At 71.7% G+C, this 15,677-nt stretch carries 19 protein-coding genes; 12 read left to right on the top strand and 7 right to left on the bottom strand.

Features of this window, described 5'->3' with window-relative positions:
* Positions 1-4: 4 nt before the first annotated feature.
* From ACFU8V_RS07695 to ACFU8V_RS07685, 3 genes are read left to right on the top strand one after another with little or no spacing between them, the layout of a single operon-like run.
* On the top strand, positions 5-1,141 hold the full coding sequence (locus ACFU8V_RS07695) for a cysteine desulfurase family protein (protein ID WP_338565705.1): 1,137 nt from the start codon (positions 5-7) through the stop codon (positions 1,139-1,141).
* Positions 1,142-1,160: 19 nt separating this feature from the next.
* Entirely contained in the window at positions 1,161-2,108 is a 948-nt protein-coding gene (locus tag ACFU8V_RS07690; protein ID WP_338565704.1) for a glycosyltransferase family 2 protein, read from the top strand.
* 21 nt (positions 2,109-2,129) lie between these two features.
* A complete protein-coding gene (locus ACFU8V_RS07685; protein WP_374461037.1) occupies positions 2,130-2,903 on the top strand; it encodes an SDR family NAD(P)-dependent oxidoreductase in 774 nt (257 codons plus the stop codon).
* Positions 2,904-2,915: 12 nt separating this feature from the next.
* On the opposite strand, the gene ACFU8V_RS07680 is transcribed toward ACFU8V_RS07685, so the two are convergent.
* Entirely contained in the window at positions 2,916-4,991 is a 2,076-nt protein-coding gene (locus tag ACFU8V_RS07680) for an ABC transporter ATP-binding protein (RefSeq protein ID WP_378871832.1), read from the bottom strand.
* 165 nt (positions 4,992-5,156) lie between these two features.
* Between ACFU8V_RS07680 and ACFU8V_RS07675 the strand changes: the two genes are divergently transcribed.
* The gene (locus tag ACFU8V_RS07675) at positions 5,157-6,632 is read left to right on the top strand and encodes an MDR family MFS transporter (RefSeq protein ID WP_025102922.1); all 1,476 of its coding nucleotides are present in this window, start codon (positions 5,157-5,159) and stop codon (positions 6,630-6,632) included.
* A gap of 30 nt (positions 6,633-6,662) precedes the next feature.
* On the opposite strand, the gene ACFU8V_RS07670 is transcribed toward ACFU8V_RS07675, so the two are convergent.
* On the bottom strand, positions 6,663-6,809 hold the full coding sequence (locus ACFU8V_RS07670) for a hypothetical protein (protein WP_164498172.1): 147 nt from the start codon (positions 6,807-6,809) through the stop codon (positions 6,663-6,665).
* 126 nt (positions 6,810-6,935) lie between these two features.
* Here ACFU8V_RS07670 and ACFU8V_RS07665 point away from each other — a divergent pair, with 126 nt between their 5' ends.
* Entirely contained in the window at positions 6,936-7,529 is a 594-nt protein-coding gene (locus tag ACFU8V_RS07665; protein WP_378870216.1) for a carboxymuconolactone decarboxylase family protein, read from the top strand.
* A 23-nt stretch (positions 7,530-7,552) separates the two neighbouring features.
* On the top strand, positions 7,553-8,137 hold the full coding sequence (locus ACFU8V_RS07660) for a 1-acyl-sn-glycerol-3-phosphate acyltransferase (protein ID WP_378870213.1): 585 nt from the start codon (positions 7,553-7,555) through the stop codon (positions 8,135-8,137).
* A gap of 4 nt (positions 8,138-8,141) precedes the next feature.
* On the opposite strand, the gene ACFU8V_RS07655 is transcribed toward ACFU8V_RS07660, so the two are convergent.
* Positions 8,142-8,345 carry a hypothetical protein gene (locus tag ACFU8V_RS07655; RefSeq protein ID WP_062633608.1) on the bottom strand — a complete coding sequence of 68 codons (204 nt, stop codon included), beginning with the start codon at positions 8,343-8,345 and terminating at the stop codon, positions 8,142-8,144.
* An 81-nt stretch (positions 8,346-8,426) separates the two neighbouring features.
* Here ACFU8V_RS07655 and ACFU8V_RS07650 point away from each other — a divergent pair, with 81 nt between their 5' ends.
* On the top strand, positions 8,427-8,972 hold the full coding sequence (locus ACFU8V_RS07650; RefSeq protein WP_085606615.1) for a DUF6328 family protein: 546 nt from the start codon (positions 8,427-8,429) through the stop codon (positions 8,970-8,972).
* Between the two features lie 34 nt (positions 8,973-9,006).
* Here ACFU8V_RS07650 and ACFU8V_RS07645 read toward each other — a convergent pair whose 3' ends face one another.
* A complete protein-coding gene (locus ACFU8V_RS07645; protein WP_025102917.1) occupies positions 9,007-9,567 on the bottom strand; it encodes a Dps family protein in 561 nt (186 codons plus the stop codon).
* A gap of 152 nt (positions 9,568-9,719) precedes the next feature.
* Here ACFU8V_RS07645 and ACFU8V_RS07640 point away from each other — a divergent pair, with 152 nt between their 5' ends.
* The 3 genes from ACFU8V_RS07640 to ACFU8V_RS07630 all read left to right on the top strand — a co-directional run bounded on the left by ACFU8V_RS07640 (position 9,720) and on the right by ACFU8V_RS07630 (position 11,367).
* Positions 9,720-10,175 carry a GNAT family N-acetyltransferase gene (locus tag ACFU8V_RS07640; RefSeq protein ID WP_025102916.1) on the top strand — a complete coding sequence of 152 codons (456 nt, stop codon included), beginning with the start codon at positions 9,720-9,722 and terminating at the stop codon, positions 10,173-10,175.
* Positions 10,176-10,283: 108 nt separating this feature from the next.
* Positions 10,284-10,583, top strand: a complete 300-nt coding sequence (locus ACFU8V_RS07635; protein WP_085606619.1) for a Fe-S cluster assembly protein HesB — start codon at positions 10,284-10,286, stop codon at positions 10,581-10,583.
* 121 nt (positions 10,584-10,704) lie between these two features.
* On the top strand, positions 10,705-11,367 hold the full coding sequence (locus ACFU8V_RS07630; RefSeq protein WP_025102914.1) for a hypothetical protein: 663 nt from the start codon (positions 10,705-10,707) through the stop codon (positions 11,365-11,367).
* A 15-nt stretch (positions 11,368-11,382) separates the two neighbouring features.
* Here the strand turns inward: ACFU8V_RS07630 and ACFU8V_RS07625 are convergent, their stop codons facing one another.
* From ACFU8V_RS07625 to ACFU8V_RS07615, 3 genes are all read right to left on the bottom strand, one after another.
* A complete protein-coding gene (locus ACFU8V_RS07625; protein WP_303708295.1) occupies positions 11,383-11,952 on the bottom strand; it encodes an alpha/beta fold hydrolase in 570 nt (189 codons plus the stop codon).
* Between the two features lie 144 nt (positions 11,953-12,096).
* A complete protein-coding gene (locus tag ACFU8V_RS07620) occupies positions 12,097-12,228 on the bottom strand; it encodes a hypothetical protein (protein ID WP_378870205.1) in 132 nt (43 codons plus the stop codon).
* Positions 12,225-13,484, bottom strand: a complete 1,260-nt coding sequence (locus tag ACFU8V_RS07615) for a M20/M25/M40 family metallo-hydrolase (protein WP_378870202.1) — start codon at positions 13,482-13,484, stop codon at positions 12,225-12,227. The genes ACFU8V_RS07620 and ACFU8V_RS07615 overlap by 4 nt, the downstream gene beginning before the upstream one ends.
* A 196-nt stretch (positions 13,485-13,680) precedes the next feature.
* On the opposite strand from ACFU8V_RS07615, the gene ACFU8V_RS07610 reads away from it, so the two are divergent.
* Both ACFU8V_RS07610 and ACFU8V_RS07605 read left to right on the top strand, forming a co-directional pair.
* The gene (locus ACFU8V_RS07610; protein ID WP_378870199.1) at positions 13,681-14,562 is read left to right on the top strand and encodes a manganese catalase family protein; all 882 of its coding nucleotides are present in this window, start codon (positions 13,681-13,683) and stop codon (positions 14,560-14,562) included.
* A gap of 1 nt (position 14,563) precedes the next feature.
* Positions 14,564-15,616, top strand: coding sequence for an SDR family oxidoreductase (locus tag ACFU8V_RS07605; protein WP_378870196.1), 1,053 nt, complete (start codon positions 14,564-14,566; stop codon positions 15,614-15,616).
* The last annotated feature ends 61 nt before the right edge of the window (positions 15,617-15,677 follow it).

The raw sequence follows: 15,677 nt of genomic DNA, 5'->3' as shown, positions 1-15,677 counted from the left end.
GTCCGTGCTGTACCTCGATCACGCCGCGACCTCGCCGGTACGCCCCGAGGTGCGAGCGGCCATGGAGCCCTACCTCACCGCGGTGTTCGGCAACCCCGCCAGCCACCACACCGCGGGCGAGACGGCGGCGCGGGCGCTGGAGGACGCCCGCACCAGGGTCGCCCGCGTCTTCGGGGCGCGGGTGGGCGACGTCGTCTTCACCGGCGGCGGCACGGAGGCGAACAACCTCGCCGTGAAGGGGATCACGCTGGCAGCGCTCGCCTCCGGGCGGCGGCGCGTGGTGGTGTCGCCCATCGAGCACGAGTCGATCCGGGAGTCGGCAGCGTACCTCGCCCGGTTCCACGGGGTGACGGTCGCGATGCCCGCGGTGGACGGGACCGGGCGGATCGGGCCGGACGCCCTCGACACGGTGCTCACCGACGACACGGCCGTCGTGTCCGTCGGACACGCGAACAACGAGATCGGCACCGTCCAGGACATCCCCGCGCTCCGCGAGGTCGTCCGCGCCCGCCGCGTGCCCCTCCACGTCGACGCCGTGCAGTCGGCCGGCTGGCTGCCCCTGCACGATCTGGATGCCGACGCCGTGTCGATCGCCGGGCACAAGCTCGGCGCTCCCAAGGGCACCGGGGCGCTCGTCGTCCGCGGACGCCTCCCTCTGGAGCCGCTCCTGCACGGTGGCGGCCAGGAGCGCGGACGGCGGTCCGGCACGGTGGACGTCGCCGGAGCGGTCGGCCTGGCGACGGCGCTCGAGCTCGCGGAGCACGAGCGCGCGGCCGCTGCGGCCCGAGCGGCAGAGGCCACGGCGCGATTCATCGCCGAGGTGACCCGGCGGGTGCCCGACGCGACGCTGACCGGGCATCCCGCGCATCGGCTCCCCGCGACGGCGAGCTTCACGATCGCGGGTGTGAGCGGCGAGGCGGTGCTGTTGGAGCTGGAGCGCCGCGGGGTGATCTCGTCCAGCGGCTCCGCCTGCGCGGCCGGCAGCGACGAGCCCTCCCCCGTGCTGCTCGCCTGCGGCATCAGCCCGGAGGTCGCCCAGACGGCCGTGCGGTTCACCTTCGGGCGCACGGCGCTCCCAGCGGACGCTCCCGAGCGCCTCGCCGCACTGGTCGCGGAGGCGGTCGACGCCGTCCGTGGCTGACGGACCTAGACTCGGCGGGGTGACCGCCCCCACCCCGATCGTGACGCTGATCGTGCCAGGACGCGACATCGCCGCGTTCGCCCCCGCCGCTCTCGACTCCCTCCGCGCGCAGACGGACGAGCGGTGGCGTGCCATCCTCATCGACGACGGCTCCACCGACGACACGGGAGCGATCTTCGCCGACGCCGCCGCGAGGGACGCCCGGTTCACGGTGATCCGGCATGAGGCCTCCGTCGGGCTCGGCGCCGCGCGCAACGTCGGCCTCGCACGGGTCGACACGCCCTTCACGGGCTTCCTCGACGCGGATGACGAGCTGATGCCGGACGCGCTGGCGACGCTCGTGGGCACGCTCGAGCGCACGGGGAGCGACTTCGCCGCCGGCGCCTATGTGCGGCTGCGTCCCCAGGGGCGAGGATACGTGCCCGGCCGCGTGCAGCCGTGGGTGGCCGCGGCTACCTCTCCGGCCCGCCTCGGCACCACTCTGGCGGAGCACCCGCAGGCCGTGTCGAACATCGTCGCGTGGTCCAAGGTGAGCCGCACGGAGATGTGGTCCGACCTGCGGTTCCCCGAAGGGGTGGCCTACGAGGACCAGGTCGTCGCGCAGACGATGTACACCCGGGCACGCGCCTTCGACGTGCTGCCGGACGTCGTGGTGCGCTGGCGCGTCCGAGCGGACGGCACCTCGATCACGCAGAGCAAGGCGCAGCTCCCCGTGCTCCGCGACTACCTCGCCGCGCTCCGCGGCGGCATCCGCGTGCTGCAGGAGGCAGGCGCGCACGCCGCCGTGACCGCCCGGCTCGACCTCATCCTCGCGATGGACGTCGCTCCGCTCCGGGAGATCGCGGACACCCATCCCGATCCCGCCTACGCGGCGGAGGTCTCCGCGTTCCTGGCCGAGCTGCGTGCCCTTCCCGAGTTCGCCGACGCCCGCCCCGACCCCACCCTCGCCGCCGCCCTCGCGTGGTGAGCCCGCCGGAAGGACCCCCGCATGACCGACTACCTCTCCTCGCTCTTCGCGCTCGACGGCCGCACCGCGGTCGTGACCGGCGGCAGCTCGGGCATCGGCCGCGGCATCGCGACGGCGCTCGCCCGGGCCGGCGCGGCCACGGTGATCGTCGCCCGCGGCGCGGAGCGCATCGCCGAGACCGTCGAGGAGCTGAACGCGCAGGGGTGCCGGGCCGCGGGCGTGGTCGGCGATCTGAGCACGCGCGACGGCATCCATGCGGTCGCGGAGGCCGCGGCCGTCCCCTTCGGCGAGCCGGACATCCTCGTCAACTCCGCCGGCATCAACATCCGTCCGCCCTACGCCGAGATCACCGAGGCGGATTGGGACGCGACGATGACCGTCAATGCGCTCGCCCCGTTCCTCCTCGGTCAGCGCTGGGCGCAGGGCATGGCGGCGCGCGGGTTCGGGCGACTCATCCACATCAGCTCCCAGCAGGCGCACCGCGCGTTCGTGGGCAGCGGGGTGTACGGCGCCTCCAAGGGCGCGGTCGAGTCGCTCATGCGCTCGGAGGCCGAGGCCTGGGGCGGCACCGGTGTGACGAGCAACTCCCTCGTCCCCGGATTCGTCCTCACACCCCTGAACGCCCGCCTGCAGGAGGATCCCGCGACGATCGCGGCCCTCGCGGCCCGGACGATGATCGGACGCAACGGTCTTCCCGAGGACTTCGCCGCGGCAGCGGTCTTCCTCGCCGGTCCGGGTTCGGCCTACGTCACCGGCCAGTCGCTGTTCATCGACGGCGGGCTCTCCGTGCACTGACCCTCGCGGTCGTCACCCGTCGGTCGGGCGCGGCCGGGCGTCGGTGCTCGATGCCGTCGGCAGCGGGACGCCCGTCGTCAGCGCCACGACGGCATCGGCGGCGGCGGAATCCTCCGGCTCGCGATCCGCACGGCGCGCGGCGAGGCCGGCCTCGACGCCCTCCTCGACACCGCCCCGGATCGCCGCCTCCTCCTCGGCCTCCGCTTCGATCTCCGCGTCGAGCACGCGCGAGGCGGCCACCTGCTGCGCCGCCAGCTCGGCGTAGAGGCCGCCCTGCGCGAGCAGCTCGGCGTGGGTGCCGGATTCCACGATGCGCCCGGCCTCCAGCACATGGATGACGTCCGCCCCCATGACCGTCGACAGGCGGTGCGCGATCGACAGGGTCGTGCGCCCCTTGGCCGCCTCGTCGAGGGCCTCCTGCACCACGCGCTCGGACACGGTGTCCAGGGCGGAGGTCGCCTCGTCGAGCAGGAGCACCGGCGGGTCCTTCAGCAGCACACGGGCGATCGCGATGCGCTGCTTCTCGCCACCGGAGAGCCGGTACCCGCGCTCCCCCACGACCGTGTCGTAGCCCTTCTCGAAGCCCGCGATGATGTGGTGGATGTTGGCCGCGGTGCAGGCGGCGACCAGCTCCTCGTCCGTCGCGTCGGGCTTCGCGTAGCGGAGGTTCTCCCGGATCGTCGCGTGGAACAGGTAGGTCTCCTGGGAGACGATGCCCACGTCGTCGATGATCGACTCCTGCGTGAGGGTGCGCACGTCGGCCCCCGCGAACAGCACCGCGCCGCCCTTGGCCTCGTACAGGCGCGGTGCGAGGTACAGGATCGTCGTCTTGCCCGCGCCGGAGGGGCCGACGAAGGCGACGTGCTGCCCGGGCTCCGCCACGAAGGAGACGCCGTGCAGGGTGGGACGAGAGTCGGCCGCGGCATCCGGATACCGGAACACGACGTCCTGGAACTCGATGCGTCCACGCGGCCCGGGGGCCTGAGCCACGGCGATCGCATCGGGGGCGTCGGTGATCTCGGGCACGAGGTCCAGGTACTCGAAGATGCGGGCGAACAGCGCCGACGAGGTCTGCAGGTCGAGCGAGACCCGCATGAGCCCCATGAGCGGCATGAGCAGCCGCGCCTGGACCGTCGTGAAGGCCACGATCGTCCCCGCGGTGATCGCTCCCGTGCCGCCCGCGATGAGGTATCCGGAGACGAGGTAGATGACGGCGGGGACGCTGGCCATGATGACCTGGACGACCGCGAAGAAGCCCTGACCGCTCATCGCCCGCCGCACCTGGAGGCGCACCTGGTTGCGGTTCTCCTGCTGATAGCGCTCGGACTCGGTGCGCTGGCGGTTGAACGCCTTGGACAGCAGCATGCCCGAGACGCTCAGGGTCTCCTGGGTGATGGAGGTCAGCTCGGACAGCGACTCCTGGGTCTCCCCCGCGATGCGGGCGCGCACCTGTCCCACGCGTCGCTGCACGAGCACGAGGAACGGCATGAGCACGACGGCGATGAGGGTGAGGCGCCAGTCGATGAGGATCATCGCGACGAGGGAGGCGATCACCGTGACCGCGTTGCCGAGGATGCTGGTGACCGTGTTCGTCAGCACGCCCGAGACGCCGCCGACGTCGTTCTGCAGCCGGGACTGGATCACGCCGGTCTTCGTGCGGGTGAAGAAGCCGAGCTCCATGGCCTGCAGGTGCTCGAACAGCCGCACCCGGAGATCGCCCGTGACGCTGTTGCCGACCGTGGCCGTGAGCCAGGTCTGTGCGACGCCGAGGACCGCCGAGAAGAGGAAGAGGCCGACCATCGCGCCGACGAGCGCGCCGAGCAGCGAGAGGTGGGGGCCGCCGCCGTCGACGGGGAACAGCGCGTCGTCGAAGATGCGCTGCACGAGGAGCGGCGGGATGACCGCGATGCCCGCGCCGAGCACCACGAGGACACCGGTGAAGAGGATGCGCCACCGGTAGGCGCTGAACAGGGCGACGACCCGGGTGCCGAGTCCGTCGATCTTCGGAGCCTCCGCGTTGAGCCGACGCTGGGCGTCCTCGTCCACGCCGCGGAAACCGCCCCGCGGACCACCGCCCATCCCGCCCATGCTCATGGCGCCAGCGTACTCACCCCCCAGGACACCGGCTCCGCTGTCTCGGCGTTCAGCGATATCCCAGATTTCGGAATGAAATGTCCGTCCGACCCGTTACGCTGAATGACTCTCGCGAACTCTCGCACCTTCCTCTTCTCTCCGATGCCCTGGAGGCCGCCCATGTCTGCCGTCGATACCGGCTCCATCACGACGCCCCCCGCATCGAGCGGGGGCATCCCCCGCAAGGACATGCGGGTCATCTGGCTGCTGCTCGTCGCCGCCTTCGTCGCCATCCTCAACGAGACGACGATGGGCATCGCGATCCCGCACCTGAACACCGATCTCGGCATCCCGCCCGAGCTCGGGCAGTGGCTGACGAGCGCGTTCATGCTCACCATGGCGGTGGTCATCCCGACCACCGGCTTCATCCTGCAGCGCTTCACAACGCGACAGGTCTTCATCGCCGCGATGACGGCCTTCTCGCTCGGCACGCTCGTGGCGCTCGTCGCGCCCGGGTTCTCCGTGCTGCTCGTGGGTCGCGTGATCCAGGCCGCCGGCACCGGCATCATGATGCCGCTGCTGATGACGACGATCATGAACGTCGTGCCCGCGCAGTCGCGCGGCCGCATGATGGGTCGCGTCGGCCTCGTCATCTCGCTCGCGCCCGCCATCGGCCCCACGCTCGCGGGCGCCGTGCTCGACGCGTTCAACTGGCGCGCGCTGTTCGCGATCGTGCTTCCCATCGCCCTGATCTCGCTCGGCATGGGGGCGAAGTGGATGACGAACCTCGGCGAGACCCGCAAGGCTCCGCTCGACGTGCTGTCCATCCCGCTCGCGGCGCTCGGTTTCGGCGGCATCGTCTTCGGCCTCAGCCAGTTCGGCGGCGAAGGCGGTGCGGGCGGCACGACCGGCGTCATCGCCCTGGTCGTCGGCGCCGTCTCGCTCGCCCTCTTCGTCTGGCGCCAGCTCGTGCTGCAGCGGGTGGACGACGCGCTGCTCGACCTGCGCGTGTTCCGTTCGGCGAACTTCTCGCTGGCCGTCATCATCATGACGATCCTGGCGCTGTCGATGTTCGGCACGCTCACGCTGCTGCCGCAGTACCTGCAGAACGTCGCCGGACTCAGCGCTCTGGAGTCGGGCCTCATCCTGCTCCCCGGTTCGGTGCTGATGGGTCTCCTCGGACCGATCATGGGTCGCGTGTACGACGCGAAGGGCACCCGACCGCTGCTCATCCCCGGCACGATCCTCGTCTCGGCCTCGCTCTTCTTCTACTCGACGGTCGGCGAGCACACCGTGTGGTGGCTGCTGATCATCGTGCAGGCGGCCATGTCGGTCGGCCTCGCGATGTCGTTCACGCCCCTCTTCTCCTCGTCGCTGGGGTCGCTGCACCGTTCGCTGTACTCGCACGGCTCGGCCGTGCTGAACACGCTGCAGCAGGTCGGCGGCGCCGCCGGCGTCGCGCTGCTCACGGTCACGTACTCGGCCATCCTGCACGCCGGCGAGGACGAGGGCCTATCGCGGGCGGTGGCGGGTGCCCCCGGTGCGCGGACCGCGTTCCTCATCGCGGCGATCATCTCGCTCGCGGCGGTCGCGCTCAGCCCCCTGGTGCGCAAGCCCGCCGACGACATCGGCGACGCGGCGCACGGCGGTCACTGACCGCGCAGAGACACCGACGGCGTCTGCTGCTCACCGCTCCTTCGGGGCGGGGATGTGGCAGACGCCGTTGCTGCAGTAGCCGGCGGCACCGCCGTCGAGCAGCTCGATCGCACCCGGCAGCGGCTGCAGCCCGAGCGGCGCGTCCTGCCCGGTGCTCTCCTGCTTCGATTCGGTCATCCCTCGATCGTACGCCTGCCAGGAGCACCGGGCGCCGCACGCTCTTCTCTGGGAGCCGACAGCGGCGTATCGTTCCCGGCGAGGGGGTGCACGTCCTCGCCGCGCGCCCGGAGCCGAGGAGGCGCCATGATCATCCACCCGCCCGAACGGGCCACCGCGACCGGACATGTCGCGGCGATGTACGAGAGCGACCTCGCCGATGACGGGATCGTGTTCGCACACACCCGGGCCATGGCCGTGAACCCCGAAGCCCACGCCGCCTTCGAGGCGCTCGTCCGCGCGGTCGTCCCGTCGATCGGCGTGGGAGTCTACGAAGCCGCGACCCTCGGTGCGGCGCGGGCCCTCGGTTCCGCGCACTGTCTGCTCGCCCACGGCCGCCGCTCCCTCCGCGCGGGAGTCGTCGACGAGGCGGGACTCGCCGCCTTCGCCGCCGGAGACGACCGCGGTTTCACGGAGCAGGAGCAGGTCGTGATCCGCTTCGCCGCACGCCTGTCGACGGCTCCGTCGGCGATGACCGATGCGGACACGCAGGAGCTGCGCGAGGCGGGGTTCAGCGACCGGCAGATCGTGGACATCACCCTGGCGGCGGCGGCGCGCAACTACTTCAGCAGGGCATTGCTCGCGCTGGCCGTCCCCGTCGAGGAGGTCTCCGGGCTGGACCCCGCTCTCGCCGCGGCGCTCACGCACGCCTCCGCGGCCGAGCCGCCAGGTGATCGATAGGCCGCTCCCCTTAATCTGGACGGATGCTCCGACGATTCCTCGCCCGCGTGTACTGGGCCGTCAGCCGGTGGACCCTCGTCGCCGACGCCGCCCCCACGCGGCCGACCGTCCTGATCGGCGCCCCGCACACCTCGAACTGGGACTTCGTGCTCATGCTCGCGATCGCCTGGCAGCTGGGCATCGAGGTGCACTGGCTGGGCAAGAAGAGCCTGTTCCGCGGCTGGCGCGGCCCGATCATGCGCGGCCTCGGCGGCATCGCCGTCGACCGGGCGGATCCGGCACGCATCGTCGGCGAGGTCGTGGACCAAGTGCACGCCGGGACCGTGTTCGGCCTCGTCGTCACCCCCGACGGCACCCGCGGCGGCAACGAGTACTGGAAGAGCGGCTTCTACCGGATCGCGCGTGCCACCGGCATGCCGGTCACCCTCGGCTTCGTCGACCGCCACACGATGACGACCGGCCTCGGGCCGACGATCGACCTCACGGGAGACGTGGCCGCCGACATGGACCGGATCCGCGCGTTCTACGCCGACAAGCACGGCGTGCGTCCGGAGCGCCGCACGGAGCCGCGGCTGCGCGAGGAGACGGCCGAGCGGCCGGAGGGCTGACGCCTCACTCCTCCGCGGGCGCGTGGTCTCGGGCGTAGGCGAGGTCGTCGTCGGACAGCGACTCGATCATCCCGACCACCGCTCCGGTGATCTCCCTGATCTCCTCGCGGACATCCTCATCGAGGTGCCGCGAGCCGCTGCCGATGACCGCGCGGCGCGCGTCGTCGGACAGCTCGGGCCACCATTCGTCGATCGGGGGCAGGGTCATCTCGGGTCCTTTCCTGAGGCGTCTCCGCCGGACCGCGCAAGGTCCTGGACAGCGGCGGATCGTGCCCACGAGACTATCGCCATGAGAGCAGAACCCCGTGGCGCCGCGGACGAGCGCGACGACCGCGACGACGGCCGCGACGAGACCCCGAACGAGCGCGCGGACCGCAACTGGGAGGAGCTGCTGCAGGAGCTGCGGGTCATGCAGACCGGCACCCAGATCCTCACCGGATTCCTTCTGGCGGTGGCCTTCCAGCCGCGCTTCACCGACATGGACGAGTTCCAGCGCGATTTGTACGTCGTCCTCGTGGCCCTCGCCGCTCTCGCGACGATCCTCGCCCTCGCCCCCGTCGGCATCCACCGGGCCCTGTTCGGCAGCCGGCTGAAGCCCGAGCTCGTCCGGACGGCGGCGCGGCTGGTGAAGATCGACCTGTTCGTGATCGGCGCCCTCACGATCGGCGTCACGACTCTCATCATCGACTTCACGGTCAGCCGGACCGCCGGGATCATCGCGCTCGTCGCGTCCCTCGTGCTCGTGGTCGGACTGTGGATGGCGCTGCCCGGCCTCCTGCGGCGCGCCCGAGCGCGGGCGCGATCACACGACGGACCGCCGCCCCCGTCGGCGTGAGCGCGACGAGGGCGGCGGTCGGACAGCGGCTCGATCAGCGACCGGCGGGACTGCGGTTCTCCGCGCTCACCATCCAGGCGAACTGCTCCAGCCGCTCGATGACGGCGTGCAGCAGATCGGCGGACGTCGGGTCCTCCTCGTCGACGGCGTCGTGCACGTCGCGCATCGTCCCGACCGCGGCCTCGAGGCGCGCGGTCACGAGGTCGATGGTCTCCGTCGTGGACACCTCGCCGGTCGGGAACTCCGGCAGCGTGGTCGTCTTCGCGATGGTGGCGCTGCGGCCGTCGGGGACGGCGTGCAGCGCGCGCATGCGCTCCGCGATGGTGTCGCTGAACGTCCGGGCGTCCTCGATGATCTCGTCGAGCTGACGGTGGGTGTCGCGGAAGTTCCGTCCGACGACGTTCCAATGCGCCTGCTTGCCCTGCAGCGAGAGCTCGAGCAGATCGACGAGCACGGCCTGCAGGTTCGCCGCGAGGGTCGGGGATGCCGTGAACCCCTTCTCCGCGTTCTGCTGGCGCGTGGTCTTGACGCCGGCCTTCGCCGCCCCGTCCTTGCTGCGGGAGCTGCTGGTCTTCGTGGACTTCGTGTCTGCCATGGTGTGACCTCCTGCCCTCACGGTAACCCCGCCACGCGGCCGATTCGAGGGGGTTGACACCCACCGGGCACACCCCCGAACGTGAGGGAGGCGACACGGCCATCACGAGAGGCGGAACAGTGGGAACAGCAGCACAGGAGGATCGACCCGAGGTGGTCATCGCCCCTCTGACCGCGGCGGATGCCGGCGAGGTGCTCACGATCCAGCGGGCGGCCTTCGTGTCGGAGGCGGCGATCTACGGGAGCGTCGACATGCCGCCGTTGACCCAGACGCTCGCCGAGATGGAGGCCGAGCTCACCTCGGAGCGCGGCCTGGGTGCCCGGATCGACGGCCGCCTGGTCGGAGCCATCCGATTCGTCGAGGACGACGACCTGCTCCTGATCGGACGGATCGCGATCGCCCCCGACATGCAGGGCGAGGGCATCGGCCGGAAGCTCCTCGAGGCGGCCGAGCAGGCCTCCGACGCCCGCGAGTCCGAGCTCTTCACCGGAAGCCTCAGCGAGGCGAACATCCGGCTGTACGAGTCCTGCGGATACGAGGAGCGCGAACGGGTGCCGCAGGGCGACGGCACCGCCCAGGTCTTCCTCCGCAAGCGGCTGCGAGGTTAAGGGCAGCGCCCCCGTCGGCGCAAGGGGGTCGAGGGGATCCGGGGCGATGGGGAATCGTAGCCGGGACATGTCGCGACCGCGTCATGCCCCAACCGGAAAGGAGAGCTCGTGCTCACCCTCACCGACAACGCCACCGCCATCGTGTCGACCCTTGTGAGTCGACAGAACGACGCGCCGGCCGCCGGGCTGCGCATCCACACCGCCGAGGCGCAGGACGATTCGGGCGCGGCCCGGCTCGCCGTCGCCGTGACCGCCGACCCGGAGCCCGCCGATCAGGTCGTCGAGCTGTCGGGCACGCGCCTGTTCCTCGACGAGGCCGCCGCCTCCGCGCTCGACGACAAGGTCCTCGACGCGGGCGTGGACGACGAGGGCTCCGTGTCCTTCGCCGTGCTCCCTCAGGTCGCCTGAGACCTCAGACTTCGGACGCCGCGGCCGCCCCGGCCGCGGCGTCCGTCCGTCTCCGAGCACGGTCTGATAACGAGGTCCGCGCCTTCGGGGCCCCCGGCCGCAAACGCTCTAGCATCGGAGCATGCGACGACCTGCTTCTCTTCTTCTCGCCCTTGCCGCCACCGCGCTCGCGGTGACGGCCTGTGCTCCCGCGAACTCGGCCGAGCCGTCCGCGTCTCCTCGTCCCTCGGAGACCACCAGCGCATCGCCGACGCCGACGGAGACCACGTCCGCGCAGATCGTGGTGACGCTGGACGGTCTGACGGTCACCGGCGCGGAAGACCGGAGCGCGGATTACACGGACGCCGCCGCCCTTCTCGAGCTCCTCCAGGAGGTCACCGGCCAGCTTCCCGAGCCGGAGAGCGTGGAGATCTTCCCCGGCGAGGCCTCCACGCTGGAGGCGTACGACTGGGAGGGCCTGCGCGTCCTGGCCGACAGCACCGGCGAGGCCCCGGCGAGCGTCTCCGTCACCGCGGCCGAGGTGGCGGGCCTCCCCGTCGTCACCGAGGACGGATTCCGCGTCGGCAGCACCCGCGCCGAGCTCCGCGCCGCCGATGCCTGGGCGCTGACGGATGCGGAGGACCCGGAGACGGCGAGCGAACTCGGGCTCGGCGGCCGCGAGGTGCCGGACACCGAGTCCCTGACCCGCCCGGGCTCCACCGGGATCATCTACACGATGTTCGTGCTCGACGGCGACACCGTCACGCAGATCATGGTCCCCGCGAACGACTTCAGCGACCTCTGACCCGCGGCGTCACCCTCAGTCCCAGTCCAGGTACTCCTCGAGCACGACGGCCGTCTCGATAGGGTGCGTCATCGGGAAGAGGTGATCCCCGCCCTCGACGACCTTGATGCTGGCGCGCTCCGGAGCCGTGGCGCGCAGGCTCTCGGCGTTCGCGGGCGGGGTGACCTCGTCGGCCGTCCCCTGGATCAGCAGCACCGGGATCACCGGGGCGAGGGGCGTCTCCACGTCTTCCACGCCGAGGAGTGCGAGACCGTTCACGCGCTCCGGATGAGCCAGCGCGAACGACCGCGCGATCGTGCCGCCGAAGCCGTGTCCGCCGATCCACGTGTCGCCGAGGCCGAGGTGGTCGATGACGGCGAGCGCGTCCGCGACGCGGTCGTCGATCGATATGTCCGCGTCATCCGCGCGATGGCCGATCCGCACCACGTGGAATCCGGCCTCCTCGGCGAGGTAGTGACCGACCACTCCGAGCACGTCGGCGGCCAGGCCGCGCTCCTGGATGAGCACGAGCTTGACCGGCCCGTCACCCTCGTCGACGAAGGGGATGGCGCGGCCCTCGGGCTCGAAGATCTGGGTGTCGGTCATCGGCGTCGTTCTCCTCAAGCCGTCGGTGTCAGGTTCGCAGGCGTCGTCCGCGCCGGGCTCCTGCGACCGGGCACCGGGCGGTGGCGCCTGCGTCCAGCGTAGCCCGCCGGGGGACGAGCCTCCTCCTCGCATCCCCCGGCGGAGTCATGAGGCGGCGGCGAGCTCGCGCCACAGATGCGCGAGCGTCGCGGCGCCGCGGACGAGCATGCGCAGATCGATGCTCTCGTCGCTCGCATGCCAGTGGTCTTCGGGCAGAGCCGTTCCGAGGAAGATCACCGGGGCGGCGAGTTCCCGGGACAGCAGCTCCGCCGGACCTCCCCCATCCGCCCCTGCACCGCGTGGCCGTAGCCGCGGGCGAGGGCGCGCTCCAGGGCGTCGCGCATCGGCCCGGGCGGGGAGGCGTACGGTTCCTGCGCGATGTCCTCGTCGACCTCCAAGCGATACGTCGCCTCCGAAGGCATGACATCGGCGACGAAGGCGCGGAGCAGGTCGGCGACGTCGTGATTGCGCTGGCCGGTCACGGTCCGGATGCTCAGCGACGCCATGGCCTCCCGGGGGATGACGGAACGCTCGATGCCCTCGGGGTCTCCGGCGAGCAGCGAGATCACCTCGATGGCCGGGCGCACCCACAGGCGCTCCTTCGGGGTGAACCTCTTCTCCCCCACGATGACCCTCGTCTCGGTGCGCCGCGTCCAGTCGTCGGGATCGAACGGCAGCGCATCGAGCTCCGCGGCCCGCTCGTCGGTGAGCGGGGCCACGCCGTCATGGAAGCCGGGGATCGCGATGCCTCCGTCCTCGTCGTGCAGCTGCGCGAGCACCCGGGACAGGACGAGGGCCGGATTCACGGTCACGCCGGAGGCGGCGCCGCTGTGCACGTCCCGGTCGGGCCCCTGCACCGTGAGCGTCGCGGTCAGCGTCCCGCGCATCGAGGTCACCGGAGCCGGGGAGTCGGCCCCCCACTGCAGGGTGTCCGAGAACACGACGAGGTCGCACGCGAACCGATCGGGGTCAGCCTCCAGGAGGTTCTTGAGGTGCGGGGAGCCGATCTCCTCCTCACCGTCGACGAGCAGCTTGAGGTGCACCCCCGCATCGGGGCCGTCCACGGCGGCGAGCGCGCGCTGGGCCCAGACGTGCGCGAGCGCCTGACCCTTCGCGTCCGATGCCCCGCGCCCGTAGAGGCGCCCCTCTCGGAGCACCGGCACGAACGGCGCCGTCTCGCTCCACTCCTCCGGCTTCGCGTGCCGGACATCGTGGTGGGTGTAGACGAGCACGGTGGGCGCCCCCGGCGCGCCGTCCCGCTCGGCGAACACGGTCACCGCATCGCCCGCGGGGAGCAGCGTCGTCGTAAAGCCCGCGTCCCGCAACTCGGCGGCGATCCAATGGGCCGACCGCACGCCGTCGATGCGGCGCTCGGGGTCCGCCGACACGGAGGGGATCTCGACCCAGGCGGAGAGTCGGTCGACCATCTCGTCCCGATGGGCTTCGAGGAACGCGCCGATCGCGTCGTCCGCGGCTGCCGTCCGATCCCCCATGCCCACAGCATGCCCGGGGGGACGCCGAGGAGAGCGGGGGGTTGACGGCGCCGATGCCGACCGGCTACCACGCGAGGCGACACCTCACGTGCCGAGTGTGATTGTCCCAGGCGACTCCGGGTTTGGAAAGGCCCTGAGTGGATGGGCCGACCGGGCGTTGCATGGCCAGCCCATCCCCAGAAGAGAAAGGCTCGATATGTTCTTCCATCGACAGGAGCTCCAATTCTCCGCGACGCCCGAGGCCCCGGACGCCGTGTACGCCCGCAAGCTGCAGGAGGTCCTCGGCGGGCAGTACGGCGAGATCACCGTCGCCCTGCAGTACCAGTTCCAGGCGTGGAACATGCACATCCCCGGCAAGTACCGCGACCTCGTCTTCGGCATCGGGGCCGAGGAGATGGGCCACGTCGAGATGCTCGCGGTCATGATCGCGCAACTCCTCGAGAAGTCTCCGCTCGGCATCACGGAGGACGCCGTGCAGGACGACCCGACGGTCGCCGCGATCGTCGGCGGCACGGACGTGCAGCAGGGCATCGTCGCCGGTGCCGGCGCCCGCCCGGTGGACAGCAACGGCAACCCGTGGCAGGGCTCGTACATCACCGCGAGCGGCAACCTCCTCGCCGACTTCATGGCCAATGCGAACGCCGAGATGCAGGGCAGAGTGCAGGTCGCCCGGCTCTATCACATGACCGACGACCACGGCGTGCGCGATCTGCTGAGCTTCCTGCTGGCGCGCGACACCATGCACCAGAACCAGTGGCTCGCCGCCGCGGAGGAGCTGAAGGCCGAGGGCGCCGAGAAGCTGCCCGTGCCCAGCAACTTCCCGCTGTCCAAGGAGCACCGCGACGTGTCGTACCAGTACCTCAACTTCAGCGACGGTCCTGCCGCCGCGGAAGGCACATGGGCATCCGGACCGACGCCGGACGGACATGGCGAGTTCAGCTACCACGAGGGCCCCACGACCACCGCCGAGATGCCTCCGCCCACCCACCCCGACGCGCGCTTCTACGGCACGACCGAACTGCCGAACGTCGTGGAGAAGGTGGCCGGCGCCGCGCAGGACGCGCTCAACAAGGAGTGAGATGCCGCCATCGGTCTCGCGGAAGGGGCGGTCGCCGCGCACACGCGCACGGCGGCCGCCCCTCGATGCCCAGGTGGTCGTCGTCACCGGCGGCTCCCGCGGCATCGGCCGGGAGGCGGCCCTCGGCTTCGCGCGAGCGGGGGCATCCGTCGTCCTGCTCGCCCGCGGTGAGCAGGCGCTGACCGAGACGGTCGAGGAGATCGCCGCGGGAGGCGGGGACGTCCGCGGGATCGTGTGCGACGTCTCCGACCGCCGGGCGGTGCAGGACGCGGTCGACCAGATCACGCACGCGTTCGGCCGGATCGACACCTGGGTCGGCAACGCGGGTGTGCTCCTCTATGCCCCGGTCGCCGACACCTCGCCCGAGGAGTTCCGTCGCGTCCTCGACATCAACGTCGTGGGACAGCTCAACGGCGTCCAGGCGGCGCTGCCGGCGCTCCGGCGCTCGGGAGGGACGATCATCGTCGTGAGCTCGGCCGAGGCCGTGGTGGCGATGCCGTGGCACGGCGCGTATGCCGCCTCCAAGCACGCGCTGGAAGGAGCGATCGACGCGCTGCGCCGTGAACTGCGTGCCGAGCGCGCGCCGGTCGCGATCACGGTGGTCCGACCCGCCGTCATCGACACACCGATCTACCGTCATGCCCGCAGCCGGATGGCGTTTCGGCCGAGCGGGCCGCATCCGCATTACCGTCCGCGGTCCGTGGCACGAGCGATCCTCCATGCCGCCGTGCACCCCGCACGCACCATCCACGTCGGTGGCGGCGCTCTCCTGCTCACCGGGGTCCAGCGCGTCACGCCGGGCGTGCTCGATGCCGCCCTCGGCCGGTTCGGTCCGCGGATGATGCGCACGGCCGACGCCGCTCCGGCGCAGTTCGGGAACCTCGTCGCTCCGCTCCGCGACACCGACCAGCGCGGCGGGCTGCCGCACCGCGGACGCGGCAGCGTCAGCACCTGGGCACGGGTGCACCCGGGGTGGCGGACCGCAGCGGTCGTCGCCCTCCTCGGCGCGGTGCTCTCGCCCTGGCGCCGCTCGCGTCGCCGACCGCCTACCTGACCGGGTCGACGCGGCGCAACTCCCTCGTGCCGGTGCATCGGCGCGGATACCGTCGAGGCAC

Source organism: Microbacterium sp. NPDC057658 (assembly GCF_042799975.1).
Lineage (GTDB): Bacteria > Actinomycetota > Actinomycetes > Actinomycetales > Microbacteriaceae > Microbacterium.
This window is presented reverse-complemented; position numbering and strand designations above follow the sequence as displayed.

Bases quoted from the DNA above. Each gene is read 5' to 3' on its own strand.
- ACFU8V_RS07625 (WP_303708295.1), bottom strand. From the start codon at position 11,952: ATGACCGACACCCAGATCTTCGAGCCCGAGGGCCGCGCCATCCCCTTC.
- ACFU8V_RS07605 (WP_378870196.1), top strand. From the start codon at position 14,564: ATGCCGCCATCGGTCTCGCGGAAGGGGCGGTCGCCGCGCACACGCGCA.
- ACFU8V_RS07615 (WP_378870202.1), bottom strand. From the start codon at position 13,484: ATGGGGGATCGGACGGCAGCCGCGGACGACGCGATCGGCGCGTTCCTC.
- ACFU8V_RS07675 (WP_025102922.1), top strand. From the start codon at position 5,157: ATGTCTGCCGTCGATACCGGCTCCATCACGACGCCCCCCGCATCGAGC.
- ACFU8V_RS07645 (WP_025102917.1), bottom strand. From the start codon at position 9,567: ATGGCAGACACGAAGTCCACGAAGACCAGCAGCTCCCGCAGCAAGGAC.
- ACFU8V_RS07610 (WP_378870199.1), top strand. From the start codon at position 13,681: ATGTTCTTCCATCGACAGGAGCTCCAATTCTCCGCGACGCCCGAGGCC.
- ACFU8V_RS07680 (WP_378871832.1), bottom strand. From the start codon at position 4,991: ATGGGCGGGATGGGCGGTGGTCCGCGGGGCGGTTTCCGCGGCGTGGAC.
- ACFU8V_RS07670 (WP_164498172.1), bottom strand. From the start codon at position 6,809: ATGACCGAATCGAAGCAGGAGAGCACCGGGCAGGACGCGCCGCTCGGG.
- ACFU8V_RS07660 (WP_378870213.1), top strand. From the start codon at position 7,553: ATGCTCCGACGATTCCTCGCCCGCGTGTACTGGGCCGTCAGCCGGTGG.
- ACFU8V_RS07650 (WP_085606615.1), top strand. From the start codon at position 8,427: ATGAGAGCAGAACCCCGTGGCGCCGCGGACGAGCGCGACGACCGCGAC.
- ACFU8V_RS07655 (WP_062633608.1), bottom strand. From the start codon at position 8,345: ATGACCCTGCCCCCGATCGACGAATGGTGGCCCGAGCTGTCCGACGAC.
- ACFU8V_RS07685 (WP_374461037.1), top strand. From the start codon at position 2,130: ATGACCGACTACCTCTCCTCGCTCTTCGCGCTCGACGGCCGCACCGCG.
- ACFU8V_RS07665 (WP_378870216.1), top strand. From the start codon at position 6,936: ATGATCATCCACCCGCCCGAACGGGCCACCGCGACCGGACATGTCGCG.
- ACFU8V_RS07630 (WP_025102914.1), top strand. From the start codon at position 10,705: ATGCGACGACCTGCTTCTCTTCTTCTCGCCCTTGCCGCCACCGCGCTC.